Source organism: Nocardia sp. NPDC058480 (genome assembly GCF_042720495.1).
Classification (GTDB): Bacteria; Actinomycetota; Actinomycetes; order Mycobacteriales; family Mycobacteriaceae; genus Nocardia.
In genome coordinates this window covers 60,461-85,524 of the sequence record NZ_JBHXMN010000010.1, presented here as the reverse complement: position 1 = coordinate 85,524, position 25,064 = coordinate 60,461, and the positions used below count along the sequence as shown (strand labels likewise).

Below are 25,064 nucleotides of genomic sequence, written 5' to 3'. Positions count from 1 at the left end.
CGCCTGGAATCGAACGTAGGACCGTTCGCCGGCCGATAGGAACCGCCGGTCGCTGAGCCCTGTCATCCGACACTGTCCGGGTGCTGCCCCTGCTCCGGAGCCGCCTGCTGCTCGGGCCGGTGCGCGCACAACCCCGCCGCACGGGGGAAAGGCCGCCGCTCCACCGACCGAATCCCGAAGCCACACAACGCAAGACCGCTCCCCGGAGCAGTGAGTCGAGCACGTCGCCCCTGCGGAGACGTCGGATCGCCTGTCTGTTCAGCCATCGAGTCGTCCTGTTCTCGAGTCGAACACGCTGGTGTGTTTGATCATTTGGACGCGCCCCGACCCCATTCGGTTCCCTCGATCTCCGATCGATTTCCGATTGCCCTGGGAAACCGGCGATTTCGGGCGCGGCACCCGGCACCACGCTCTACCCGGTGTTGCGCGGTACGGTGCAGTCCGTGGGATCGATGGGGGAATGCGACGCACCTGGCTGGCCAGAAACGTCCCCGTGAGCCGCGAGGTAGCCAGGTCACGAAGCTGAGCCGGTTGATCATTGGCTTGACCAGATCGCGGTATTGTTGACCACGGCAGTCCGCACGAATGGAGCGAGGCGCATGACCCTTCCCTCGATGCATCCTCGGCCAGGCAACCTCCGTGAGGTGGCCGAGGAGATCGAGCGCGCGACCGGTCTGCGTGTCGAGATTCTGGGAGGGGCGCTCGTGATGTCACCGACCCCGCGTGGAAAACACGCGGGTTCCATCCGCCGCCTGCGTCAGCAGTTGGAGGCATCGATGCCGGATGGGCTGGCCGCGTATGAGGTCACCTCGATCGCGATGCCCGATGATGACGACGATTACTGCACTCCCGACCTGGTCATCCTCCCTGATACCTGGGACACCGACGATGACTGGCTCGCCGACCCACTCGATGTCGAACTCGCCGTCGAGGTGATCTCGAAATCGGAGCGGGCGGCCCAGATCAACGGCAAGAACGGCTGGTACGCCGCGGCGGGCGTGCGCGCCCTCCTCGTCATCGACCCTCGCGTCGGCCGCTGGGCATTGTTCGCCGGTCCCGCCGCAGGCGGCTACGCCGAGTTGATCGAAGGCGCGTATGGCGACTCGATCGTGCTCCTCTCCCCGCTGACGATCTCCCTGGATACTGCCTGCCTTCCCCGGTACGACGAGCAATAAGGCCATCAGCGTCGGGTCCCGGTGAATTGGCATCGAGACCGCTGACGTATCGCGCTGACCTGGATCAGTCCATATCGCGACCCTCTTGACCAGCAGTGATCGCCCCGCGAGTAATCCGGATGAATCGCGCGAACCCCATCCCATAGGATTTACGCAGCACCGATGCGGGATGGCAATGACGCGCCCGCGAACCGATCCCCAGGGGAGAGTCGAGAAGATCGTGGCCGACGACAACAGTGGAGTCGAGCAAAACGCCTCTTTGACCGAGGAGGCGCTCGCGGCAGCGGCGGCGGAAGCCGAGAAGGCCTTCTCCGCGGCGGCTGATCTGGATGCGCTGGCGGTCGCCAAGACCGACTACATCGGCGGCAAGTCGCCGATCGCACTCGCGCAGCGTGGGCTGGGCAGTGTGCCCAAGGAAGAGAAGGCCGAGGCAGGTAAGCGGGTCAATGTCGCGCGCAAGCGGGTCTCCGATGCGTTCGAGGCACGCCGTGCCGCACTCCTGGAGGAGCGCGACCAGGCTGTGCTCATCTCCGAGAAGATCGACGTCACGCTGCCCGCCCGTCGTCGGCCTGTCGGCGCCCGGCACCCGATCACCGTCATCTCCGAGCAGATCGCCGACTTCTTCGTCGGTATGGGCTGGGAGGTCGTCGATGGTCCCGAGGTGGAGACCGAGCACTTCAACTTCGACGCGCTGAACTTCCTGCCCGATCATCCGGCGCGCACCATGCAGGACACCTTCCACATCGCCCCGGAGGGTTCGCGCCAGGTGCTGCGCACGCACACCTCCCCGGTGCAGGTGCGGTCCATGTTGACCCGTGACGTGCCGATGTATATCGCGTGCCCGGGCCGCACCTTCCGCACCGACGAGCTCGACGCGACCCACACCCCGGTCTTCTCCCAGGTGGAGGGTCTGGCGATCGACAAGGGTCTCACCATGGCCCACCTGCGCGGCACCCTGGACGCCTTCGCGCGCGCCATGTTCGGTCCCGAGACCCGCACGCGCATGCGCCCCAACTACTTCCCCTTCACCGAGCCATCGGCCGAGGTCGACGTGTGGTTCCCGAACAAGAAGGGCGGCGCGGGCTGGATCGAGTGGGGCGGCTGCGGCATGGTCAACCCGAAGGTCCTCATCGCCAGCGGCATCGACCCCGAGGTGTATTCCGGGTTCGCGTTCGGCATGGGCATGGAGCGCACTCTGCAGTTCCAGACCACCATCCCCGACATGCGCGACATCGTCGAGGGTGACGTGCGGTTCACCCTGCCCTTCGGTATCCGGTCTTAGAGAGAGAGCGAAACGTCAAGTGCGAGTAGCACAGTCCTGGCTGACCGAGATCCTGCAGCGCACCACCCCCGAGTGGTCGGTGTCGGCGGAAGAGCTCGACGCGGGCTTCGTCCGTGTGGGTCTGGAAGTCGAAGAGGTCGACAAGCTCGAGCCGATCGGTGGTGAGATCGACAAGCCCCTGGTCGTCGGGCGCGTCGCCGAGATCACCGAGCTCACCGAGTTCAAGAAGCCGATCCGCTTCTGCAAGGTCGACGTCGGTAACCCCGAGTTGCAGGAAATCGTCTGTGGCGCACGCAATTTCGCCGTCGGCGACCTCGTCGTGGTCGTGCTGCCCGGTGGTGAGCTGCCCGGCGGGTTCAAGATCTCCTCGCGCAAGACCTACGGCCACACCTCCAACGGCATGATCTGCTCGGTCGCCGAACTCGGCATCGGCAAGGATCACGACGGCATCCTGGTGCTCGAGCCCGGTTCCGCCCAGCCGGGCGACGACGCGAACGTGCTGCTCGGCACCGATGACACCATCATCGAACTCAACATCACCCCCGATCGCGGCTACTGCTTCTCGGTGCGCGGCCTGTCCCGCGAACTGGCCTGCGGCTTCGACCTCGAATACGCCGACCCCGCCGTGCGCACGCTGCCCGAGGTCGACGCGCTCGCCTGGCAAGTCCGCCTGGAAGACGACTCGGACTGCACGCGCTTCGGCGCGCGCCGCGTCACCGGGATGAACCCGAACGCGGTGAGCCCGCTGTGGTTGCAGCGCAGGCTGATGCTGTCGGGCATGCGCCCGATCTCCCCGGCTGTCGACGTCACCAACTACGTGATGCTCGAACTCGGCCAGCCGCTGCACGCCTTCGACGCGGCAAAGCTGCACGGCGGCTTGGTCGTTCGCTCGGCGCACAAGGGTGAGACCCTGCGCACCCTCGACGACACCGAGCGCACCCTCGACGCCGAGGACGTGGTGATCGCCGATGATTCCGGCGTGATCTCCCTCGCCGGTGTCATGGGTGGCGCGAGCACCGAGGTCGCCGCCGGGACCACCGATGTGGTCTTGGAAGCCGCGGTCTGGAATCCGCTGCGGGTGTACCGGACCTCGCGCCGCCACAAGCTCTCCTCGGAGGCGGGCAAGCGCTACGAACGTGTCGTCGATCCCGAGATCAATATCGCCGCGCTCGACCGCGCCGCGACCCTGCTCGCCGACATCACCGGCGGCACCATCGAATCCGCGCTCACCGACATCCGGGTGCCCCTGGCGGCGGTCGCGCCGATCGCGATGGACATCGACCTGCCCGACCGCATCGCCGGCGTCACCTACCCGGCGGGCACCTCCGTGCGCAGGCTCGCCCAGATCGGCGCGGGCGTCGAAATCGAGGTCAACGACGCGGGCAAGACCCAGCTGCTGGTGACCCCGCCGAGCTGGCGCCCCGACCTGTCTCAGCCCGCCGACCTGGTCGAAGAGGTCCTGCGGCTGGAAGGCCTCGAGCAGATCCCGTCCATCCTGCCGACCGCGCCGGGTGGCCGGGGCCTGACCGTGCAGCAGCAGCGTCGCCGCGCGGTGAGCAGGGCACTGGCCTTCGCCGGTGCCGTCGAGGTGCCGCCGCCTGCCTTCCTGCCCGGCGGTGTGTTCGAGGTGTGGGGTCTGGACGCCGACGACCCGCGCCGCAACACCACCCGCGTGCTGAACCCCCTCGACAGCGACCGCCCCGAGCTGGCGACCACGTTGCTGCCGGGTCTGCTGGAAGTGGCCGCCCGCAACATCTCTCGTGGTGCGCGCGACCTGACCATCTACGGCATCGCCCAGGTGGTGCGGCCCGGCGCGCAGACCCACGCGGTCGAGGCACTGCCGGTGGATCGTCGTCCCACCGACGAGCAGATCGCCGAACTGAACGCGTCGCTGCCCGCCCAGCCGGTGCACGTGGCCGCGGTCCTCAGCGGTAAGCACGATCCGCGCGGGCCGTGGGGTCCGGGCCGTCCGGCCGAGGCCGCCGATGCGTTCGCGCTGGTCGACGACCTCGCCGATGCGGCGGGCGTCGTCATCGAGCGGCGTTCCGCCGCCTACCTCCCGTGGCACCCCGGTCGCTGCGCGGAACTGCTCGTCGACGGCGTGGTCGTCGGACACGCGGGCGAACTGCACCCCGCCGTCCTCGAGCGTGCCGGTCTGCCGCCGCGCACCTGCGCGCTGGAAGTCGATCTCGACGCCCTGCCGCTCGATGAATCCCTGCCTGCCCCGACGATCTCGGCGTTCCCCGCCGTCCTGCAGGACGTGTCGATCAGCGTCGAGAAGGCCGTCCCCGCCGCGCAGGTGGAAACCGCGCTCCGCACCGGCGGCGGCGACCTGCTCGAGAGCATCGCCCTGTTCGACGTCTACGAAGGCGCCCAGGCAGGCGAGGGCCGCAAATCCCTCACCTACGCCCTGCGCTTCCGTGCCCCCGACCGCACCCTCACCGAAGACGAAGCCAGCGCCGCCCGCGACGCCGCCGTCGCCTCGGCCACCACCGCGGTCGGCGCCGAACTGCGCGGCTGATCCCGCTCGACACCCGAAGGCCGTCCGGTTCCACCGGGCGGCCTTCGTCGTATGCTGGAGTCCCTCAGGCGATTTCGCGTCTCCCGAACCCGAATCGCCGACTCTGCGGCGCGGGTGCAGCGCTCACCAGTAGCGCACCGCCGATCATCACCGGCACCGCGTAGTCGGCTGTCGCGGCCAGCCCGATCGAGGTCGCCATCGCCACCGCGAATATCGTGAACAGCGCCGCCGCGGCCGCCGCGGTGATCCGGGGCCGCACCGCGAAGATCAACGCCACGCCGAGCACGGCCTCCGCGACCGTCGCCGCCCCCGCCGCGATCGGCGCCGCGTCAGCGGCGAACGCCGGTAGCAGTGTCCGGGTGTAGTCGACGAACTCCGCGTAGGACCCCCACGACACCCCCGCGCTGCCCGGAGCGCCGAACATCCCGAAGCGGTCCGCGACCGAACCCGCGAACAGCACGCCCAGCGCCACCCTGGTCACGACCACCAGCGCCCGCACGCGCCCCAGTGTCACGGCCGTCACCGCGACCAGAGCCACAACCCCTATCGTGACCGGCCCGATCGTCGCATCCCCTAACGCGAGCCACGCGACTTCGACCAGAACCGCCACGCTCGTGAAAACCGCCGCCGCTGTGCGCATCGCCTCCGCCTCTCAACTAGTAAGGTTCTTGACCAACCATAGAAAGGCGGAAGAATTTGGTCAAGCACCTGACTAATCCCTTGCTCGATCGACCGGCACCGCTGGGAAACCTGCTGTCCGCTGCCGCTCGCACCCTGTCCGCCGAACTCGACGCGGGCCTGCTCGCCGCCGGGTTCGACGACATCCGCGCCGCCCACGCGCCGGTGTTCCAGGTGATCGACCCCCAGGGCACCCGCCTCACCGTGCTCGCCGAGCGGGCGGCAATGACCAAGCAGGCGATGGGTGAGCTGATTCGGCACCTGGCCGACCGCGGCTACGTCGAGGTCGGACCGGACCCCGCCGACGGCCGGGCGCGGCTGGTACGGCTCACCGAACGCGGGTGGTCGGCGGTCGAGGCGGGCGTCCGGGTGGTCGAACAGTTCGATCGGCACCTCGATCAGTTGATCGGCGATGCCGAGGTCGACCGGCTGCGCGAAATCCTCACGCGCATCATCGCGGGCGAAGGGTCCACCTACACGGCGCGACGCCAGAATTCGGCCGTCATGCGGCTCGAGTAGGGGCGACGGGTTGGGCCCGGTCGGGGCGCGCGGGATAGGTTGGACGATGTGTCGATGACGAAAGGCGCCAATGTTGCGGTGCCTGCCTCCGCGGTCCGCGTCGAATTGGGTTGGCGGTCGGGGCAGGGTGTGCCCGATGCTGATGCGTCCGCGCTGTTGCTTGCCGGGGCGAAGGTGCGTTCCGATGACGACTTCGTCTTCTACAACCAGGCCGTGCATCCTTCGGGGGCGGTTCGGTACGAAGGAAAACAGCAGGGTCAGACCGTTGTCGACGCGCTGTCGGTGAATCTCGGGCAGGTCGAGCCGCAGATCGAGACGATCGTGCTCGCCGCGTCTGCCGACGGGGGGACCTTCGGTCAGTTCCATGGGCTCTACATTCGGGTGATCGACACCGCGAACGGTGCCGAGGTCGCGCGTTTCGACAGTAGTGGGGCGACCACCGAAACCGCGTTCGTGCTCGGTGAGCTGTACCGCCGCCAGGGTGCGTGGAAGTTCCGGGCTGTCGGCCAGGGGTACGACAGCGGATTGGCCGGGCTCGCTACCGATTTCGGTATCTCCGTCGACGATGCCCCGCCCGTGCCCGCGCAGGGTCAGTCATTCGCCTCCGGCCGGCCGAACCAGCAACAGTCGTACACACCGCCGACGCAGCCGTTCACCCCCGCGCCTCAGCCGAACCGGTCCCACACCCCACCGCCTGCGCCGCCGGCACCTGCGTTCCCGCCGAATCAGCAGCCGCAGCACGCGCCGCCGCCGAACCAGCCCCACGCAGTCGGCGTTTCGCCGCAGCAGAACCCCCAATTCGCCCCGCCCCCACCACCTCCGGTCAACCTCGCCAAGGTGTCGCTCACCAAAGAAGCCCCGTCGGTCTCCCTGACGAAACACGGTGCGACCGGCGGCGTCATGCGCGTGAACCTCAACTGGACCTCGATGGCCGCCACCGGCCGCCTCTTCGGCAAACTCCGCGGCAAGAACATCGACCTCGACCTGTGCTGCTTCTTCGAACTGGTCAACGGCGCGATCGGTTCCGTGCGCGCCCTCGACCGACGCTTCGGTGCCCTCTACGAACCGCCGTTCATCCACCTCGACCAGGACGACCGCACCGGCGCCAGCATCACCGGCGAGAACCTGTCGGTGAACCTCGACTGCACGCAGTTCATCCGCCGCATCCTCGTGTTCGCCTCGATCTACGACGGTGCCAGTGACTTCCGCAATGTGCACGCCACCGTCACCCTCAATACCGTGAACTCGGCGCCCATCGAGATGACCCTCGACGGCTGCACCGACAACTCCCGCGACGCGGTGCTGTTCGCGCTGGAGAACGTCAACGGCGAGTTCGTGGTGCGTCGCGAGGGCGCCTTCGTTCGCCCGCCCGCCGGTCAGCCGGGCGGTGGCGTGGTGGAGATCGCCCGCCTCTACAACTGGGACTTCGGCTTCCAGTCTGGGCGCGGCAAATGATGCGACACCCCGCGACGCGTGTGCTCAACGCGCTGGTCTACCACCCCGAAAAACACCTCGCCCAAACCCCGGCGGCGCTGGGCCTGGACTACCGGGATCTGACCATGCGGACCGCCGACGGCCTCGACGTGCACGGCTGGTTCGTGCGCGCCGATCGGCCACGCGGCCACATCCTCTACGCGCACGGCAACGCTGGCACCATCGGCGACCGCGTCTCGATCATCGCGCTGCTGGTCGAAGCCGGTTTCGACGTGCTTGCCTTCGACTACCGCGGTTTCGGTCACAGCGCGGGCACCCCGAGCGAACAGGGCACCTACCTCGATGCCAGAGCCGCCCGCCAGGCCCTGCTCGACCAACCTGAAGTCGACCCCGATCGGGTCTACTACCTGGGTAAATCCCTCGGCGGCGGGGTATTGCTCGAACTGGCGGGCGAACATCCGCCCGCGGGCATGATCCTCATGTCGACGTTCAGCGGCATGCGCGCCGCCGCCCGCTCGGTCTACCCGTTGCTGCCCGCCCCGCTGATCCCGAACGCGTACCCGAGCCTGCGGCGCATCGCGAACCTGCGCGTCCCGGTCCTGATGATGCACGGCGACCGCGACGAGCTCCTCCCGCTGCGCCACGCCGAACGCCTGTACGCGGCGGCGCGGGAACCGAAACAGCTGATCGTTGTCCCCGGTGCGGGCCACAACGATGTGATCGACACCCTCGGCGCGGAATGGGCGAAGATCATCGCCGACTGGGCGGACCGATAACGGGCACCTGGTGGCAGCCGATTCTGCGTAGCCTGGCGGTATGAGCGAAACGAGCGAACTCCTCGGCCGCCTGGCCGCGTTGCCCGACGACGAGCTGGTTTCGGTGCTGCGCGCCGCGGTGGCCGCACGCCCCGGGCTCGGCGCCGTCGCCGCCGCACTGGCCCAGGCCGAAACCGGTCATGCCGAAACCGGAGACCCTGTGACTCTGGACACGAACGTCATCGACGCGGATGTGGTGCCCGTCGCATCCGGGCAGGTCGGAGGCGCGATGCCGGTACCGCCGGTACCGTCCGGGCTACCGGTGACCGGCGCACCCACCGCCACCGGCGGATATTCCACTTCGGGAGTGCCGACATTCGACTCGGTTCGGGATAAGGTCGAGCAGCGTTTCGGCACCGCGCAGGGAATGGACGAGCTCGACCGGCAGACTCCCGCGGGTCGCAGCGTCGACGAACAGTGGGAGGCGCGGGAAAAAGCCGCGCGTGAGCGCCTTGATCAGATCCGGAAATCGGTGCAGGGCAACGATTCCGGCGACAAGTAGCCACCCGTCCTCCCTTTCAGCAACGACCGTGATGGGTGGACTCAGAAGATGACGCAGGCGCGCCAGATCGCCGACCGACTGCTCGACGCGCAGGTGGAATTCCTGCTCGCCGAGGTGACCGGTGACCGGTTCGCCGAGGTGATCGCCCGCGACGTGGCCGCCGTGCTGGCCGTCGGTGAGACGATCCGGTTCGGTGACGTGGTCTCCCTGGAACAGGGCGAGCAGACCGTGGCCACGGTGTTCGACCGCATCGGCGGTAGCCCCGTGATCGCCGACACCGTCGGCATCTTCTCCGACGCCATCTACGACCACATCGCGTCGAACACCGAATACACCCTCGGTGACGTCGTCGACCGTGAACCGGTGGAAGCGTTGCTGGAGAAGATCTTCGGCATGCACCAGGCCCAGGAGCGGATTCTGGACCGGCTCACCGAGAGCCCCCTCGTCGCCACCGTGGCCTCGCGTTTCGTCGACAAGCTGATCGGCGACTTCATGGCTGCCAATCGTGAACGCGCCGAGAAGATTCCGGGCGTCTCCTCGCTGATGTCGCTGGGTCAGTCCGCGGCCAACCGGGCCAAGAAGGTCGCGGCCGACAGCACTTTCGTCGGTGATCTCGCGGGCAAGGGCGCGCTGTTCGCGCTCAAGCGCACCAACAACGCGATCCGCGACATGCTGCGCGACGCCCCGGTGCACTCGGCGGCGATGGAATTCTGGGACCTGCACGCCGACGAGCCCGTCGCGGGCCTGCGCGAGTACCTCACCCAGAAGGACCTCAACGAGCTGGTCCAGATCTGCTACGAGATCGCGGTGACCACCAGGGAGAAGGAGTACTTCGGCCTGCTCGTGCGTGAGTGCGTCGCGGTGTTCTACGCCAGGTACAGCAACCACACGCTCTCGGCGATGCTGCCCGAGCTCGGCCTCGACGCCGACGACATCAGTGCCGAGATCCTGCGCTACGGCCCGGCCGTCATCGAGTCGGCCAAGCGCAACGGTGTGCTGGCCGGGCTGATCAGGGAACGCCTCGAGCCGTTCTTCTCCTCGGATCAGGTGCTGGGAATTCTCGGCGGCGAGTAATTCCCCGAATGGTGTTCGACCATTCGCTGTGGTGAATTCTGATCGCCTGAACGAAATGTGTTGCGTGTCACTATCTGTGGTGACCTGTATGTATCCGGCAGCGCACCGGCCGACCACCTCGCTGCCGGCCCGGCTGTGAGTATTCGGCTACACAAACCCCGCTGGATTTCCGGCATGTTTAGATCAGCCGACGAAATGCTGCTTTACACCGTTCCGCATTGACCGCGCAGTGCGCGGAGTGCGAGTTTGCACCTGACTTTCCGTGGGCCATCGCGAATTACCTCGTGGTGGCATTGCAAAGGAGTAGGTGTGCGTGCACGTTCCCGGCCGACCCCGACCGGAACCCGATCGGACGACGGCGTCGGCCGTCAGGTGGCCGGCGCCGGGCTGATCCGGCCGCGCACCATTTCCGGTCAGCTCGCCCGGATCTTGGCGGTGTCGCTGATCCTGGTGCTCGCGTTGCTCGGGCTGACCATGTCGTCGCAGGTCAGCGCCTACCACCGCAGTGGTGAGACCGTGGACGCCGTGGTGGTCGCGCTGGCCGCGCAGGACCTCGTGCAGCAGGTGCAGCGCGAGCGCGGTCTGAGCAACGGCCTGCTCGGCGGTGATCAACGCCTGCGCCAACCCGTCACCGACCAGCGCGCGGGCACCGACGCGGCCCTGCGCGCCCTGGTGAACACCGTCGCGGGCGACCCACCGGGTGCGGGGGAGGTGCGTTCGGCGCTGGGTCATCTGGCGGGGATGCCCGCGATCCGCTCCCAGGTCGACAATCGCAATGTCACCCGGCAGGCGGCGTTCCAGTTCTATACCGACGGTATCGACGCGTTGAACCGCCTCTCGCTCGGTCTCGATCAGGCGCGCGATCCGGCCGTCCGGCACGGTCTACAAGCGCTCTACGCCCTCGGTGACGCGAAGGAGTTCGCGGCCCGCGAGCGCGGGTTCCTCAACGGCGTCTTCGCCGCCGGGGAATTCGTGTCGGGGGAGTACGTGCAGTTCCTCGACATCCGCGCCGCCCGCAATGCCGCGCTCACCGCGTTCGGCCACGACGCGACCCCCGCCCAGCAGGCTCAGCTCGACGCGGTGCTGGCGAGTGAGAACGCCAGGCGGGCAACCGAATCGGAGAACATCGCGATCGCCTCGACGCTGGGACCGCTGATCCAGCCGGTCGACCCGGCCGTCTGGTGGGCGCAGATGACCGCGGTCATCGACGAACAGCGCACCGTGCAGCAGGTCATCGGCGATGACGTCGGCGCGCGGGCCGAGAAACTTCGCCGCGATGCCGCGCTGATTCTCGCCGGATTCGCCCTGGCCGCGCTGCTGGCGATCGCCGCCGAAGTCGCGCTGGTCTTCGCCAGCATCAGGGCCATCGTCCGCCCGCTGGCTCGACTGGCCACCGAGGCCGACGACGTCGCCTCCACGCGACTGCCCGAGGTGATCGAGGCCTGGCACAGTGCCGCCGACGCCCAACCCGATCCGCCCGCACCGGTCCGCACACCCCGCGGTGCGAGCATCGAGATCGCCGCTGTCGCTGGGGCTTTGGATCGGGTGCAGACCACCGCCTTCGACCTCGCTTCCGAGCAGGCGCTGGTGCGGCGCAACACCACGGAATCGATGGCGAATCTGGCCCGCCGCAATCAGAACCTGGTGCGGCGTCAGCTGGGATTGATCAGTGAGTTCGAACGCGAGGAACTCGACCCGAAGGCGCTGTCGAACCTGTTCGAACTCGACCATCTGGCCACCCGCATGCGGCGCAACGCCGAAAGCCTGCTGGTGCTGGTCGGCGAGGCCAGCCCGCGTCGGTGGGCCGAACCGATCGCGCTCACCGACGTGATCCGGGCCGGGTTGTCCGAGGTCGACGACTACCGGCGGGTGGTGCTGCGCCGGATCGACGACATCGCGGTGACCGGCGCTGTTGTGAGTGAGCTGGCGCATATTCTGGCCGAACTCATCGAGAACGGGCTGGCCTTCTCGCCGCCCGATCTCGAGGTCGAGGTATACGGGCGCAAGGTCGCGGGCGGCTACCTGCTCGCCGTCGTCGACCACGGTGTCGGCATGCCCGCCGAGCAACTGGCCGAAGCCAACGCCCGGCTGCGCGGCGAGCAGGACTTCATCGTCGCCTCCACTCGCTACCTGGGCCACTACGTGGTCGGTCGGCTGGCGGGTCGTCTCGGCATCGACGTGGAACTGAACACGTCACCGGTCAGTGGCATCGTCGCCCGCCTGCTCCTCCCGCCGTCCCTTCTCACCGACGAAAAGTCCGGGCAGACAGCGGATTCGAGGAGCGGCACTGCCGCAGGCCCCGGGGAGGGTGCGGGCCGGGCCACGGCTGACCGCACGGCGCTGGGGCGCAGCACCACCTCCGGCGTCGCGGACACGCATTCATCCAGTGCTGCTCGGGTTGACGAGGCGACGCCGACGAGTAGCGGCGCGGTCGCGGCCGCGGACAGCAGCGCCGACCTCGGCGCGGCTATCGCTGGGCGCGGCGATGCTGCTGGCTACTCGACGGGGTCAGCGCGCAATGGCGCCACGGTCGGCGCGGCGACGCCGCGACAGCACGGGAACCTGACCGGTGCGGCAGGTTCAGAGTGGGCCGACGGTCGCCCGGTCGAGATTCCCGACGACTCGTCCCACGCCGTCTACCGCAACGGCACCGCGCGGCCGACCGACACCAACGGTCGATCCCGGCACAGCCGAAACATGGAATCCGGACCGAGCAGCAGCGCCAACGGCAGCGTTCAGGGCTCGGCGAACCACTCATCCGGCGGCTCGGTCTATGCGCAGTTCCTCAGCAGCACACCCGATTCCGTGCACCCGTCGCGCAACGGCGCAGATCACTTCGGCGCGACAGCCCCGGAGCGCCCCGAGTCGGTGTCCCGAGACCGCAACGGCTCGTCGGCACCGCAACCGCGCGAGCTACCCGCCGTCGAGTCCATCGGCGCCCCCGCCGTCGAACGCACCCGCAACGGCCTGGTCAAACGCGGCAAGCGCGCCAAGATCACCGGCGCACCGGAGCGAACCCGCCGCGATCCGGCCGACCGGCAGGAACGGCCACCGGTCGTGGAACGGACCCCCGACCAGACCCGCAGCATGCTCTCGTCGTTCCGCACCGGCCACGAACGCGGCGGCGCGACCGAATCATCGTCCACCCCACTCGATCCCATCCGCTGACCGATCGGACCAGACCCCAGGAGACCCGGTGACCACCCACCTATCGACCGTCGATCCACACACCTTCAACTGGCTGCTCGGCAACTTCGTCCGCAACACCGACGGGGTGCGCGACACCGTCGCCGTCTCCTCCGACGGGCTGCTGATCGCGATGTCGGACGGCCTCGACCGCACCGGCGCCGACCGGCTCGCCGCGATGGTGTCGGGTCTGTCCAGCCTCGCCCGGAGTGCCTCGCGCAGTTACGATTTCGATGGCCTGAAGCTGATCATGATCGAGATGAAACGCGGCTTCCTGCTGGTGTCGGCGCTGGGCGACGGCAGCTGCCTCGGCGTGATCGCCGACGGTGGCTGCGATGTCGGCCTGGTCGGCTACGAGATGGCCGTCCTCGCCGAACGCGCCGGATCACTGCTCGACCCGCTGCTGATCAGCGAATTGCGAGAGTCGTTGCGCAGATGAGAGATCCCGATCTCCCGCGGTTGCCCGACCCGCGCATGATCCCGATGCACCAGCCGGCGGGCTGGCGTGGGCCCGTCCCGACGGTGCCGGTGACCCCCACCGATCACGACGATGCCGACGACCGCTTCGTTCGCCCGTTCGTGCTCACCGCGGGCCGCACCGTTCCGGTGCTGGACGGGCTACGCATCGAAACCCTCGTCCAGGCACCGCCGTCCGCGCTGTCGGCTCCGCTGCGGTTCGAGGAGCGCACCGTTGTCCAGCTGTGCCTGACACCGCACTCCATCGCCGAAATCGGTGCCGCTCTGCGGGTTCCGATCGGCATCGCCAAGGTGATCGTCAGCGATCTGGCGGCGGCGGGGCATGTGACCGTCCGTGACGCGCCGGAACTGTCGACCGCCGCCATCGAGAGGATCCGCGACCTTGTCCGCGCACTCTGAACTCCGCACCACCGCACCGGCTATGCCGTCCTCGGTGAAGATCGTGGTCAGCGGCGGCTTCGGCGTCGGCAAGACCACCTTCATCGGCGCCATCTCCGAAATCGAGCCACTGGTCACCGAAGCCTCGATGACCGAGGTCTCCATCGGCATCGACGATCCCGGTCGCCGCGCCGAGAAGACCGCGACCACAGTGGCTTTGGACTTCGGCCGGATCACCCTCGACCAGTCCCTGATCCTCTACCTCTTCGGCACACCAGGCCAGGACCGGTTCGTGTTCCTCTGGGACGACCTGGTCGACGGCGCACTCGGCGCGGTCATCGTCGTCGATACCGGCCGGGTGGAGGACTGCTACCCGGTCCTGGACTACTTCGAAGAACACCACACGCCCTTCGTCGTGGTGGTCAATCGTTTCGCCGACGCCACCCGCTTCGACCTCGGCGAGGTCCGCGAGGCCCTCGGTCTCGACGACTGGATCCCGGTACTGGACTGCGATGCCCGCGACCGCGATTCGGTCCGTGATGTCCTCGTCGCACTCCTCGAGCAGGTCCTCCTGCACCGCGTCCAACCCCGCCAACGGGAGGTGAGCTGAGCCCAACCCCGGTGTCGATCAGTGCCGATTCAGGGTGAGATCCGATAAGGGGTGTGCCCGTGTCTCACAGCCATCCCGCCGCGCCGAATCCGATGAGAGCGATCGCGTCGATCCCGAAGATCGTGCCGACCACCAGCGCCTTGCTTCGCACGGTCGGCAGATCGTGCACGAAGAAGCAGGCGGTGAAGAACGGCACGTACCCGATGATCCAGATCAAGAACGGGAAGCTCGGCTGCCACCACGACCAATCCCAGGTGAGGACTCCCGCCTTGTTCAGCAGCACCTCGACACCCACTGCCGCGGCCGAGTTGACCGCGATCAGTACCGGCCGGTTCGGCAGCCCGAAGATCCGAGTCTGTTTCGGCGGCAACATCTTCGCCGCCGCGATCCCCATGATGGCGAACATGAAGCAGATCTCGATATTCAGCCCGATCAGGATCTGATAGGCCGTCGGTCCGCTCGCGGCCCAGACCGGCGCCCGTTCGGTGAAGTGGAAGACGAGCGCGTTCCAGATCTCGTTGAACCAGTCCATGCCCCAGAGCGCGAGTCCGGCGAACAGCACATTCCAGTTCCGTCGCTCGACCTCGACGGAATAGATGTACACCACGATCAGTAAGAGCGGAATGACGTACCACTTGAACTGACCTGCGTCGCGAAGAATCTCCAGTGCTGCCAGCGCGCTATCGGTCAATGACTCTCTCCTGCTCGGGCTCGACGATCCGGCCGAGTATGATACAAATCGACATCAAACGTCAATATGTATCGCCGATCTCAGCGAGCGCCGAGTGGAGTGCCGAAGAGCGTGGCGAACTTCGCGGCGAGCGATTCGCCCAGGAAGTCGAGCGCGCCGGGAGTGGCGCCCATCGTGCCCGCGTCGCTGATAGTGCAGCCGGGGGCGGCGGGGACGCCGTCGAGCCGGTCGCGCAGCCACAGCAGGGCCGCGGGGCCGCCGACGACCTCGGCGATGATGTGTTCACTGGCGTGATCGCGGGTGTAGGTGAGCGAGGTGGCGGGGTCGCGGCAGTAGGTGTCGACCAGGGTGTCGGTGGCGGCGAGGGGGAGGATCTCGTCCCACGCGGAATGCCAGACGAACAACGGCATGTCGGGCACGGACTTGCCCATGCGGGTGTCGTCGAGCATGGCCGCGACCGGCGGATCATCGAGGGGGTTCCCGTCGGAGCCGATCATGCCGGTCAGGTTCAGGAATGGCAGCAGCGCCGACTGATACTGCACGCACAGCGGCGATTTGATCGCGAACAACGCTTTGCCGAGCGGGTCGAGCCGCTGGTCGAGGTAGGCCGCGAAATCGGGGTACTCGCGGGTGAGGCCGAGAACTGCGGCGAACACCAGGCCCGAGGTGAGCTGGTTGTTCGCCATGCTCAGCGCGGCGCCGAGATCGGCGCCGACGCCACCCTCGGCCGCGCCGACGATATTCAGTTCGGGTGCGTAGGTGCTGTGCAGTTCTGCGGCATGCCCGGTCGCGATAGAACCGCCGGAGTAGCCGTAGAGCCCCACCGGCGCGGTCGGTCCCGCCTCGAGCGGGGCGAAGCTGGTCGCCGCGCGAATGCCGTCGAGGGTGATCCGCCCCGCCAATGGTCCGGCCGCATAGGCCGAATCCGGGCCCTGGTGGTCCGGGATGACCACGGCCCAGCCCTGCGACAGCGCGGCCTGGGCGAACAGGAATTCGGCGGGCACCACGATCTGACCCGCCACCGCGGCCACCGAAAGGTGTTGCAGCGCATAGGACGGCGCGCAATAGCCCGCGGTCGAGTCCTCGGCCAACTGCACCGAAAGCAGCTTGCGCGGCGACGGCGCCTGCCCGCGCGGCTTGATCAGGGTGGCGACCGCGGGGATGGCCTCATCTCGGCTGTTGTTGGAGCGATACGACACCTGCCAGGCGTCGACATCGATCGGCAGGAGCCCGAAGTCGGCGATCCGTACCTGCCGGACCGCGATGATCGCACCCGGCTCCGTCGCCGCCACCACGTCGGCGGGCGGTAGATAGAAGCCCGGATCCCATTCGGGCGGAAGTGGAATCACCGGTGGGGGTGGGGCCGACGGCTCGGCCGTGACCGGCCCGGCCGTCAAAACCGTTGCCGCCGCGAGCAAGCCGGTGGCCAGGGCCAGCCATCGCTGAACGAAGGGAGATCTCATCGCGCACAGTCCTCACATGAATTGAGACGCCTTCGTCTCAATAGCGGCTACTATGACACGGGTGTGGCGTAGATCGCAATCAGCTGCCGGGAGAAACCGCTGAGATCAGGCTGTTCAGGATGGTGGAGAAGACATCGACCAGCTCGTCGACGGGTGGGCGCGGGTCGTCCAGGCTCCACTGGTGCACGGCACCGTTCACCGCTCCGATGAACGCCGCCATCGGCACCCGCCAGCCGCCCGGCGGCAACCGCACCCCGTCGCGCCCGGCCGCGATCGCGGCGACCACCTCACCCCACCGATCCCTGACCTGCGCCCGATACTCCTCGATCTCGGGGCTCACCCCGACGATGTCGACGAAAGCGACTTTGGCACACCGGATGTCGTCGGTGATCGCCTTCGTATACGCCCGCACCGCCGCATCGATGAGCGCGTGGACATCGTCGGATGCCGCCGCCAGCGCCTCGGCCACGGCCGCCCCGGCCTTGTCCTGCACGGAGTCGTACACCGCGACGAGCAATTCCTCGCGCCCGGCGAACTGTTCGTAGAACTGCCGACGCGACAAGCCCGCGACCGCGCACACATCGGTCAGCGAACTGTTGGCGTAGGACTTCTCCGCGAAAACGGTGAGTCCCGCGTCGATGAACAGTGCCCGGCGCTCGACCTGTCGTTCGGCGACCGAGGTGCCGGTGTAGTTGTGTCGGGTCCGCCCAGATGTCACCCTATGACCCTACTGTTCAGGGTTCTGTCGCATCGGTGTCGACCGGTCCGATCGGGACTACCAGCGGGGTTCCGGTGACCGGGTCGTCGATCACCTTCGCGCGCAGCCCGAAGACCTCCGCCACCACTTCTTCGGTGAGGACTTCGGCGGGCGTTCCCGCGGCAACCACGCGGCCCGCGCGCATCGCGACCAGTCGATGCGCGTAGCGCGCGGCGAGATTCAAGTCGTGCAGCACCATCACCACCGTCCGGCCCGCGTCGGCGTGTAGGCGCCGGACCAGGTCGAGCACCTCGATCTGGTGAGCGAGGTCGAGGAAGGTGGTCGGCTCGTCGAGCAGGAGCAGGTCGGTGTCCTGGGCCAACGCCATCGAGATCCACGCGCGCTGGCGTTGCCCGCCGGACAGCTCGTCGAGTGAGCGATCGGCGAATTCGACCATGTCGGTCCAGGTCAGGGCCTCGTTGATGGCGGATTCATCGTCGTCGGACCACTGGCGGTACCAGCGCTGGTGCGGGTGCCTGCCGCGGGCCACCAGATCGGCGACCGTGAGACCCTCGGGGGCGAGCGGTGATTGGGGCAGGATGCCGAGAACGCGCGCCACGTCCTTGGTCGACATGCGGTCGATCCGTTTGCCGTCCAGGTGGACCTGACCACCGGTGGGGCGCATCAGCCGGGCCATCGCGCGCAGGAGCGTGGATTTGCCGCAACCGTTGGGTCCGATCACCGCGGTGACGGTGCCGCCGGTGATGTCGAGGTTCAGGCCATCGACGACAGTCGTCGGCCCGTAGCCGAGGGTCAAGTCGCTGGCCTGCAGCCGAACGGTCATCACACGCCCGCTTTCCCGGCACGATTGCGCCGCATCAACAGATAGATCAGATAGGGCGCGCCGAGCACGGCGGTGATCACGCCGACGGGGAGTTCGCCCGCGGGCAGCAGCGTGCGGGCGACGAGATCGGCGGTGACGGTGAAGGCCGCGCCGAGCAGCGCCGAGGTCAGCAGTGGTGGCTGCGCCGACCCGGTGAGTCGCAGCGCCACCTGGGGCACGGCGAGTGCGATGAAGATGATGGCGCCCGCCGAGGCGGTGGCGACCCCGGCCAACAGCACGGCCAGGACGAGCAGTGTCAGGCGGGCGGCGTTGAGCCGCACGCCGAGCGAGCGGGCGGTGTCGTCGCCGAAGTGCAGTGCGCCGAGCAGGTGGGTGCTCGCCAGCACCACCGGCACCAGGAGGGCGAGGGCGATCGCCACCGGTGTCACCTGGATCCAGCTACTGCCGTTGAGGCTGCCGGTCAGCCAGGTCACCGCCCGTGCCGCGATATCGACTTCGCCGACGCTGAGCAGCCAGAAGGTCACGCTGGAGAGCAGTGACCCGGCGCCGAGACCGACCAGGACGAGCCGATAGCCTTCGATGCCCCCGCGCCAGGCCAGGGCGAAAACGCCGAGCGCGGCGAGCAATCCGCCGAGCATCGACGCGACCGGTACCCCGATCGCGGCGGCGGCGCCGCTGAGCTGGCCGCGACTGCCGGACAGGGCGATCACCGCGACCGCGGCGACGCTCGAGCCCGCGGTGACGCCGAGAATATCGGGACTCGACAGCGGGTTACGGGCGATGCCCTGGGTGATCGCGCCCGACAACGCCAGCGCCGCGCCGACCAGCGCGCCGGTGAGAATTCGGGGCAGTCGCAGATCCCACACCACATAGGCGAGGCCGTCGTCGCCACCACCGGTGAGCACGGCGAGCACGTCCCACGGTGTGACCGGACCTCCGTCGGGCATTGTGTAGGTGCCCAGCGCGAGCGCGACGCAACTCGCGGCACCGAGTATCCCGAGTCCGACCACCAGGACGGCGGTCGTGCGAAATCGCAGTTGCCATGACACCGGTCCCAGTCGAACCGCTCGGACGGTACTCATATGCTCACCAGCTTGCGACGGCGGACCAGGACGACGAAGAACGGGACGCCGACGAAGGCGAGCATGATGCCCGCGGGCAGTTCGCCCTTGTCCAGGACCAGCCGCCCCGCGATGTCGGCGACCAGCACCATGACCACGCCGAGCAGCCCGGCGACCGGCACGAGCCAGCGGTAGTCGGGACCGGTGATGCCGCGCGCCAGGTGCGGAACGACCAGCCCGACGAAGCCCAGTGGCCCGGCGATCGCCACGACCGCGCCGGTCAACAGCACGATCGAGGCGATCCCGACGGTGCGAGCCAGGAAGAGGCGATGGCCGAGTGCGCGGGCGGTGTCCTCGCCGAGGCCGAGCGCGTTGAGCGCGGAGGTGTTGGCCAGGGCGAGGACGATCCCGACGATGATGAACGGTGTGGCCTTACCGAGCAGGTCGAGGTTGGACCCGACCAGCGAACCGGCCTTCCAGAAGCGGTAGATATCGGTGACGTCGGTGTCGAACAGCACCACCGCCGAGATCAGGCCCTGCAACAGGTAGCTGACGGCGGCGCCCGCCAAGGCGAGGGTCACCGGGGTGGGTCCGCCGCGGCCCGTCGCGCCGATGACGAACACGGTGATGGTGGCGATCAGTGCCCCCGCGAAGCCGAACCACACGTAACCGAACAGGCTCGAGATGCCGCCGACCATCACCGCCAAGACGATGCCGAGAGCCGCGCCCTGGGTGATACCGAGCAGCGCCGGGTCGGCCAAGGGGTTTCTCGTGTGACCCTGGATCACCGCGCCCGCGATGCCGAGCGCGAGGCCGGCGAGGATCCCCAGCAGGGTGCGTGGCAGGCGGAGGCCGTTGACGATGGCGCCGGTCTCGGTGTCGGTCGTGCCGCCGAGCGCGCCCAGAACATCAAGGGGAGCAATGAATTTGGATCCGACGGCCAAGCTGAGCAGAACGGCCGCGAGCACCGCGGCCAACAGTCCGGCAATCAGGAGCAACCGGCGAGACCGCGTGTTGGCGAACACGACTCCGGGCGGCGATGCGGTCACTATCCCTCTTCATAGTTGGTAATTAGGTAAGGCTTCGCTAGGTTAGCAACCCTGAGAAACTCTGAACCAACCGGGAGACGTCGATGAACACCCCACTGAGCCGCAGGCTCGCCGCCGCCACGGTCGTCGCCGCGGCCGTACTGAGTCTGTCCGCGTGCGGCCAGGACCGGGCAACCACCGGCGCCGCGGGCAGCGATTGTGATACCTCGAGCAACCTCGACGGCGGCGCCTACCCGCGCACCATCGAGGCCGGGGCGGTCAAGGACAAGGCGGGCACGAATGTCGGCACGGTGGTCGACCCCGCCACCATCACCACCCGACCGGTCCGGGTCGCGGCACTGGATCAGACCTTCGTCGACGCCGCCCTGGTGCTGAACACCGAGCTGGTCGCGTACACGACGTACCAGGCCATGGGCGAGAAGCTGCCCGCGTTCCTCGGCGCGGCCGCCGAGACCTGCGGCGCGCGAGCGGTGAATATCGGCAACCTGCAGACCCCCGATATCGAGAAGCTGGCCGGTGCCCGACCGGACCTGATCGTGTCGGCGAAGGTGCGCCACGAGAAGCAGTACGAGCAGTTCAAGGGCATCAAGCTCGGTTCGGGCAATGTCCCGGTCGTGTTCAGCCAGACCACCGGCGCCACCTGGAAGGAAAACCTCCTGCTGCTCGCCAAGGCGATCGACAAGGAGAACCTCGCCCAGGCCAAGCTCGCGGCCTACCAGGACCGTGCCGCCAAGATCGGCGCGGCGATCAAGGCGAAGAACGGTGGCAACGCGCCCACCGTGTCGCTGCTGCGCTTCCTGCCCAAGGAAGACCGGCTGATGCAGCGGGTGAGCTTCATCGGCGACATCTTCGCCGACACCGGCCTGAACCAGCCCGACAAGTCCGCCGACCCGAAGAACGACTTCTCGATCACGCTGAGCCCCGAGCGTCTGCTCGACGCCGACGCCGACTACGTCTTCCTCACCAGCAACGGCGAGGACGCCGCCGCCCAGCGCAAGGCGGCCGCCGAGGCCAACCCGCTGTGGAATCAGCTGCGGGGCAAGGTCACTCCGGTCGACGACTTGGTCTGGCTGACCTCGGTCGGTCTCACCGGCGCGCACCAGGTGCTCGACGACATCGCCAAGACCTTCGAGGTCGACCCGGCGAAGTAGCCGAAACATCACGCCGTGCGCTGTTCGCCCGCCCCTACACTCGGCGGGGTGGGCGAACAGAAGCAGCGGATGCTGGCCGGGGAACTGTATCGGGACAACGATCCAGAACTCGTGGCCGAACGGCAGCGGGCGCAACGGTTGTGCGACGAGTTCAATCGGACCGGGCCGGATGAGACCGGTCAGCGCACCGAATTGCTGGGCGATCTCCTCGGCAAGCTGGGGGCGGGCTCGTGGATCATGCCCCGGTTCCAGTGTGACTACGGGTACCTGATCGAGATCGGGGCCAACAGCTTCCTCAACTACGACGCGATTCTGCTCGACTGTGCGCCGATCACCATCGGGGACGACTGTTCGATCGGGCCGCGCTGTCAGCTGCTCACCGCGCTGCATCCGATGCAAGATCACGAAAAGCGCAGGCAGCGTTGGGAATCCGCGGCCCCGATCCGGATCGGGAACAACGCCTGGTTCGGCGGCGGGGTGATCGTGTGCCCCGGCGTGACCATCGGCGACGACGTGGTGGTCGGCGCGGGCAGTGTGGTGACCCGCGACCTGCCGGATCGGGTCTTCGCGGCGGGCAATCCGGCACGGGTGATCAGGCAGCTCTAGGCGTGCCGGCTGAGGCCGACATGCGGTGCGGGTGCGGTGTCGGGTCGCGTCCGCGAGTCCGCGGCCATACTGTCTGACCATGGGCGAATCGCGAATCGAGATGGAACCCGAAGCCACCCGGCCGCTGCGCGAGGATATCCGCTTCCTCGGCGGCATCCTGGGCGACACCATCCGTGACCACGAAGGTCCCGAGGTGTTCGACCTGATCGAGCGCGTCCGCATCGAGGCGTTCCGGGTGCGCCGCGAGGAGGTCGAGCGCAGCGCCGTCGCCGATATGCTCGACGGCACCCCCACCGAGGTCGCGATCCCGCTGATCCGGGCATTCAGTTATTTCGTCCTGCTGGCCAATCTGGCCGAGGACATCCAGCGTGACCGGCGGCGCGCCGCGCACGTGGCGGCGGGTGAGCCGCCGCAGGATTCCTCGCTGGCCGCCACCTACGACAAACTCGACGCGGCAGGGCTCGACGGTGCGATGGTGGCCGACCTGCTCACCGACGCGCTCGTCTCCCCGGTGATCACGGCGCACCCGACCGAAACCCGCAGGCGCACCGTCTTCGACGTGCAGTCCAAGATCACCGAGCTGATGCGCCTGCGTCGCAGGCTCGAACCCGGCGAATCCGGTCTCGACGAATCCGAACTGCGGATCCGGCGCGAAGTGCTCACCCTGTGGCGTACGGCGCTGATCCGGTTGGCGCGCTTGCGGATCCAGGACGAGATCTCCGTCGGTCTGCGCTACTACGACCTGACTCTCTACGACGTGATCCCCGCGATCAACGCGCAGGTGCGGGCCGCGCTGCGGACGCGCTGGCCCTCCGAAGATCTCCTGCCACGCCCGATCCTGCGCCCCGGATCGTGGATCGGCGGTGACCGCGACGGAAACCCGTTCGTCACAGCGGAAGTCGTGCACACCGCGGCCGAACAAGCCGCCGCCTATGCCTTCGGCCGGTACCTGGACGAGTTGGTCGAACTCGAGAAGACCCTGTCGCAATCGGCGCGCCTGGTGCAGGTGACACCTGCGGTCGCCGAGCTCGCGGCCGCAGGCTATCCCGACCCCGGCCTGTTCGCCGACGAACCGTATCGTCGTGCGCTGCACGCGATTCGGGGCCGTCTCAGTGCCACCGCCGAGCTGGCCCTCGGTGAACTGCCCGAGCAGGGCCTCGATGCCGGTGCCGCCCCGTATCCGACACCCCAATCCGTCCTCGACGACCTCGACGCGATCGATGAATCCATGCGCGCCAGTGGCGACGGGCTGCTCGCCGACGACCGTCTCGCCGCCCTGCGCCATGCCATCGAAACCTTCGGCTTCCACCTCCAGAGTCTCGATCTGCGCCAGAACTCCGAGGTGCACGAACAGGTCGTCACCGAACTGCTGGCCTGGTCGGGGGTGCACCCCGACTATCCGAGCCTGTCCGAAGCCGCGCGCGTGGAGTTGCTCGCCGCCGAATTGCGCACGCGCCGACCACTTCTCGGGCCGAATGCACGGTTGAGCGAGCTCGCCACCAAGGAGCTCGGGGTATTGAGCGCGGCGAAGGAGGTCATCGATACCCTCGGTGCCGCTGCTATCCCGAACTACATCATCAGCATGTGTACCTCGGTCAGCGACATGCTCGAAGCGGCCTTGCTGTTGAAGGAAACAGGCATCCTCGATCCGGGCACGGCCGATACCGCGCCGAGTTGTCCCGTCGGGATCGTCCCGCTGTTCGAAACCATCGAGGACCTGAGCGCTGGTGCGTCGACTCTGGCCGCGGTGCTGGAGGTTCCGGTCTATCGCGAGTTGGTCGAGGCGGCGGGCATGCGCCAGGAAGTGATGCTCGGCTACTCCGATTCCAACAAGGACGGTGGCTACCTCGCCGCGAACTGGGCGCTCTACCGCGCGGAGCTGGACCTGGTGGAGGTGGCCGGGAAATCGGGAATCCGGTTGCGGCTGTTCCACGGTCGCGGCGGCACTGTCGGTCGCGGCGGCGGCCGCAGCTACGACGCCATTCTGGCCCAGCCCGCGGGCGCGGTGCGGGGTTCGCTGCGACTCACCGAGCAGGGCGAGGTGATCGCCGCGAAGTATTCCGAATCCGGTGCGGCACATCGCAATCTGGAATCGCTGATCGCGGGCACGCTCGAATCGACGCTCTTGGATGTGGAGGGCCTCGGCGCCGACGCCGAACCGGCTTATGAGCTCCTCGACGATCTCGCCGCCCGCGCCCGTGCCGCCTACGCGAACCTGGTGCACGACACCCCGGGCTTCGTCGAGTACTTCCGCGAATCCACGCCGGTCGCCGAGGTCGGCGACCTCAATATCGGTAGCCGTCCCGCCTCCCGCAAACCCACCAATTCGGTCTCGGACCTGCGCGCCATCCCCTGGGTGATGGCCTGGAGCCAAGCCAGGGTCATGCTGCCCGGTTGGTACGGCACCGGCACCGCACTCGAAGACTGGGTCGGCGACGACCCGGCCCGCCTCGCGCGTCTCACCGACCTCTACCAGCACTGGCCGTTCTTCAACACTGTGCTGTCGAATCTGGCCCAGGTGATGGCCAAGAGCGACCTCGACATCGCCGCCCGCTACGCCGAACTCGTCACCGACGAAACCCTGCGCGCCGACATCTTCGCGATGATCGCCGATGAACACGCCCGCACCATCCGCATGTACCTGGCGGTGACCGGCCACACCGAACTCCTCAGCGACAACCCCTCGCTGGCCGAGTCGATCCACAACCGCTTCCCCTACCTGGAGCCGCTGAACCAGCTCCAGGTAGACCTGCTGGCCCGGCTGCGCGGCGGTGACGATTCCGAACTGGTGAAGCGGGGCATCCTGCTCACCATGAACGGCCTGGCCACCGCCCTGCGCAACTCGGGTTAG

22 protein-coding genes are annotated in these 25,064 nt (G+C 68.0%); 15 read left to right on the top strand and 7 right to left on the bottom strand.

Annotated features, from left to right (window positions below):
- The first annotated feature begins 599 nt into the window (after nucleotides 1–599).
- The 3 genes from ACFWO8_RS22670 (at nucleotide 600) to pheT (ending at nucleotide 4,978) form a co-directional block, all read left to right on the top strand.
- Entirely contained in the window at nucleotides 600–1,175 is a 576-nt protein-coding gene (locus tag ACFWO8_RS22670; protein ID WP_378956235.1) for a Uma2 family endonuclease, read from the top strand.
- Between the two features lie 175 nt (nucleotides 1,176–1,350).
- The gene (pheS, locus tag ACFWO8_RS22665; RefSeq protein ID WP_378956208.1) at nucleotides 1,351–2,457 is read left to right on the top strand and encodes a phenylalanine--tRNA ligase subunit alpha; all 1,107 of its coding nucleotides are present in this window, start codon (nucleotides 1,351–1,353) and stop codon (nucleotides 2,455–2,457) included.
- Between the two features lie 19 nt (nucleotides 2,458–2,476).
- Nucleotides 2,477–4,978 (top strand): phenylalanine--tRNA ligase subunit beta, encoded by a 2,502-nt coding sequence (gene pheT, locus ACFWO8_RS22660; RefSeq protein ID WP_378956191.1) that lies wholly within the window; start codon nucleotides 2,477–2,479, stop codon nucleotides 4,976–4,978.
- 64 nt (nucleotides 4,979–5,042) lie between these two features.
- On the opposite strand, the gene ACFWO8_RS22655 is transcribed toward pheT, so the two are convergent.
- On the bottom strand, nucleotides 5,043–5,516 hold the full coding sequence (locus tag ACFWO8_RS22655) for a hypothetical protein (RefSeq protein ID WP_378956181.1): 474 nt from the start codon (nucleotides 5,514–5,516) through the stop codon (nucleotides 5,043–5,045).
- Nucleotides 5,517–5,674: 158 nt separating this feature from the next.
- Here ACFWO8_RS22655 and ACFWO8_RS22650 point away from each other — a divergent pair, with 158 nt between their 5' ends.
- The 9 genes from ACFWO8_RS22650 (at nucleotide 5,675) to ACFWO8_RS22610 (ending at nucleotide 14,651) form a co-directional block, all read left to right on the top strand.
- Nucleotides 5,675–6,175, top strand: a complete 501-nt coding sequence (locus ACFWO8_RS22650) for a MarR family winged helix-turn-helix transcriptional regulator (RefSeq protein ID WP_378956165.1) — start codon at nucleotides 5,675–5,677, stop codon at nucleotides 6,173–6,175.
- A gap of 54 nt (nucleotides 6,176–6,229) precedes the next feature.
- Nucleotides 6,230–7,630 carry a TerD family protein gene (locus tag ACFWO8_RS22645; protein WP_378956143.1) on the top strand — a complete coding sequence of 467 codons (1,401 nt, stop codon included), beginning with the start codon at nucleotides 6,230–6,232 and terminating at the stop codon, nucleotides 7,628–7,630.
- Complete coding sequence (locus tag ACFWO8_RS22640) at nucleotides 7,627–8,385, top strand: alpha/beta hydrolase (RefSeq protein WP_378956120.1); 759 nt, start codon at nucleotides 7,627–7,629, stop codon at nucleotides 8,383–8,385. The genes ACFWO8_RS22645 and ACFWO8_RS22640 overlap by 4 nt, the downstream gene beginning before the upstream one ends.
- 40 nt (nucleotides 8,386–8,425) lie before the next feature.
- Nucleotides 8,426–8,926: a PspA/IM30 family protein gene (locus ACFWO8_RS22635; RefSeq protein ID WP_378956106.1), complete on the top strand. Its 501-nt coding sequence runs from the start codon at nucleotides 8,426–8,428 to the stop codon at nucleotides 8,924–8,926.
- Between the two features lie 48 nt (nucleotides 8,927–8,974).
- A complete protein-coding gene (locus ACFWO8_RS22630) occupies nucleotides 8,975–10,000 on the top strand; it encodes a hypothetical protein (RefSeq protein ID WP_378956097.1) in 1,026 nt (341 codons plus the stop codon).
- A gap of 309 nt (nucleotides 10,001–10,309) precedes the next feature.
- Nucleotides 10,310–13,168 carry a nitrate- and nitrite sensing domain-containing protein gene (locus ACFWO8_RS22625; RefSeq protein WP_378956084.1) on the top strand — a complete coding sequence of 953 codons (2,859 nt, stop codon included), beginning with the start codon at nucleotides 10,310–10,312 and terminating at the stop codon, nucleotides 13,166–13,168.
- Nucleotides 13,169–13,196: 28 nt separating this feature from the next.
- On the top strand, nucleotides 13,197–13,625 hold the full coding sequence (locus ACFWO8_RS22620; RefSeq protein WP_378956074.1) for a roadblock/LC7 domain-containing protein: 429 nt from the start codon (nucleotides 13,197–13,199) through the stop codon (nucleotides 13,623–13,625).
- A complete protein-coding gene (locus tag ACFWO8_RS22615; protein ID WP_378956064.1) occupies nucleotides 13,622–14,062 on the top strand; it encodes a DUF742 domain-containing protein in 441 nt (146 codons plus the stop codon). The genes ACFWO8_RS22620 and ACFWO8_RS22615 overlap by 4 nt, the downstream gene beginning before the upstream one ends.
- 43 nt (nucleotides 14,063–14,105) lie before the next feature.
- Nucleotides 14,106–14,651: an ATP/GTP-binding protein gene (locus tag ACFWO8_RS22610; RefSeq protein ID WP_378917609.1), complete on the top strand. Its 546-nt coding sequence runs from the start codon at nucleotides 14,106–14,108 to the stop codon at nucleotides 14,649–14,651.
- 64 nt (nucleotides 14,652–14,715) lie between these two features.
- Here ACFWO8_RS22610 and ACFWO8_RS22605 read toward each other — a convergent pair whose 3' ends face one another.
- The 6 genes from ACFWO8_RS22605 to ACFWO8_RS22580 all read right to left on the bottom strand — a co-directional run bounded on the left by ACFWO8_RS22605 (nucleotide 14,716) and on the right by ACFWO8_RS22580 (nucleotide 20,456).
- A complete protein-coding gene (locus tag ACFWO8_RS22605; RefSeq protein ID WP_378956058.1) occupies nucleotides 14,716–15,342 on the bottom strand; it encodes a hypothetical protein in 627 nt (208 codons plus the stop codon).
- An 80-nt stretch (nucleotides 15,343–15,422) separates the two neighbouring features.
- Nucleotides 15,423–16,805 (bottom strand): lipase family protein, encoded by a 1,383-nt coding sequence (locus ACFWO8_RS22600; RefSeq protein WP_378956042.1) that lies wholly within the window; start codon nucleotides 16,803–16,805, stop codon nucleotides 15,423–15,425.
- A 79-nt stretch (nucleotides 16,806–16,884) separates the two neighbouring features.
- Nucleotides 16,885–17,523: a TetR/AcrR family transcriptional regulator gene (locus ACFWO8_RS22595; RefSeq protein ID WP_378956027.1), complete on the bottom strand. Its 639-nt coding sequence runs from the start codon at nucleotides 17,521–17,523 to the stop codon at nucleotides 16,885–16,887.
- 16 nt (nucleotides 17,524–17,539) lie between these two features.
- Nucleotides 17,540–18,346, bottom strand: coding sequence for an ABC transporter ATP-binding protein (locus ACFWO8_RS22590; RefSeq protein WP_378956004.1), 807 nt, complete (start codon nucleotides 18,344–18,346; stop codon nucleotides 17,540–17,542).
- A complete protein-coding gene (locus ACFWO8_RS22585; RefSeq protein ID WP_378955990.1) occupies nucleotides 18,346–19,428 on the bottom strand; it encodes a FecCD family ABC transporter permease in 1,083 nt (360 codons plus the stop codon). Before ACFWO8_RS22585 ends, ACFWO8_RS22590 begins: the two co-directional genes overlap by 1 nt.
- Nucleotides 19,425–20,456: a FecCD family ABC transporter permease gene (locus ACFWO8_RS22580; protein WP_378955965.1), complete on the bottom strand. Its 1,032-nt coding sequence runs from the start codon at nucleotides 20,454–20,456 to the stop codon at nucleotides 19,425–19,427. The genes ACFWO8_RS22585 and ACFWO8_RS22580 overlap by 4 nt, the downstream gene beginning before the upstream one ends.
- A gap of 83 nt (nucleotides 20,457–20,539) precedes the next feature.
- Between ACFWO8_RS22580 and ACFWO8_RS22575 the strand changes: the two genes are divergently transcribed.
- The 3 genes from ACFWO8_RS22575 to ppc all read left to right on the top strand — a co-directional run bounded on the left by ACFWO8_RS22575 (nucleotide 20,540) and on the right by ppc (nucleotide 25,064).
- Nucleotides 20,540–21,607 carry an ABC transporter substrate-binding protein gene (locus tag ACFWO8_RS22575; RefSeq protein ID WP_378955937.1) on the top strand — a complete coding sequence of 356 codons (1,068 nt, stop codon included), beginning with the start codon at nucleotides 20,540–20,542 and terminating at the stop codon, nucleotides 21,605–21,607.
- 48 nt (nucleotides 21,608–21,655) lie between these two features.
- Entirely contained in the window at nucleotides 21,656–22,213 is a 558-nt protein-coding gene (locus ACFWO8_RS22570) for a sugar O-acetyltransferase (RefSeq protein ID WP_378955914.1), read from the top strand.
- 79 nt (nucleotides 22,214–22,292) lie between these two features.
- Nucleotides 22,293–25,064, top strand: coding sequence for a phosphoenolpyruvate carboxylase (gene ppc / locus ACFWO8_RS22565; protein ID WP_378955903.1), 2,772 nt, complete (start codon nucleotides 22,293–22,295; stop codon nucleotides 25,062–25,064).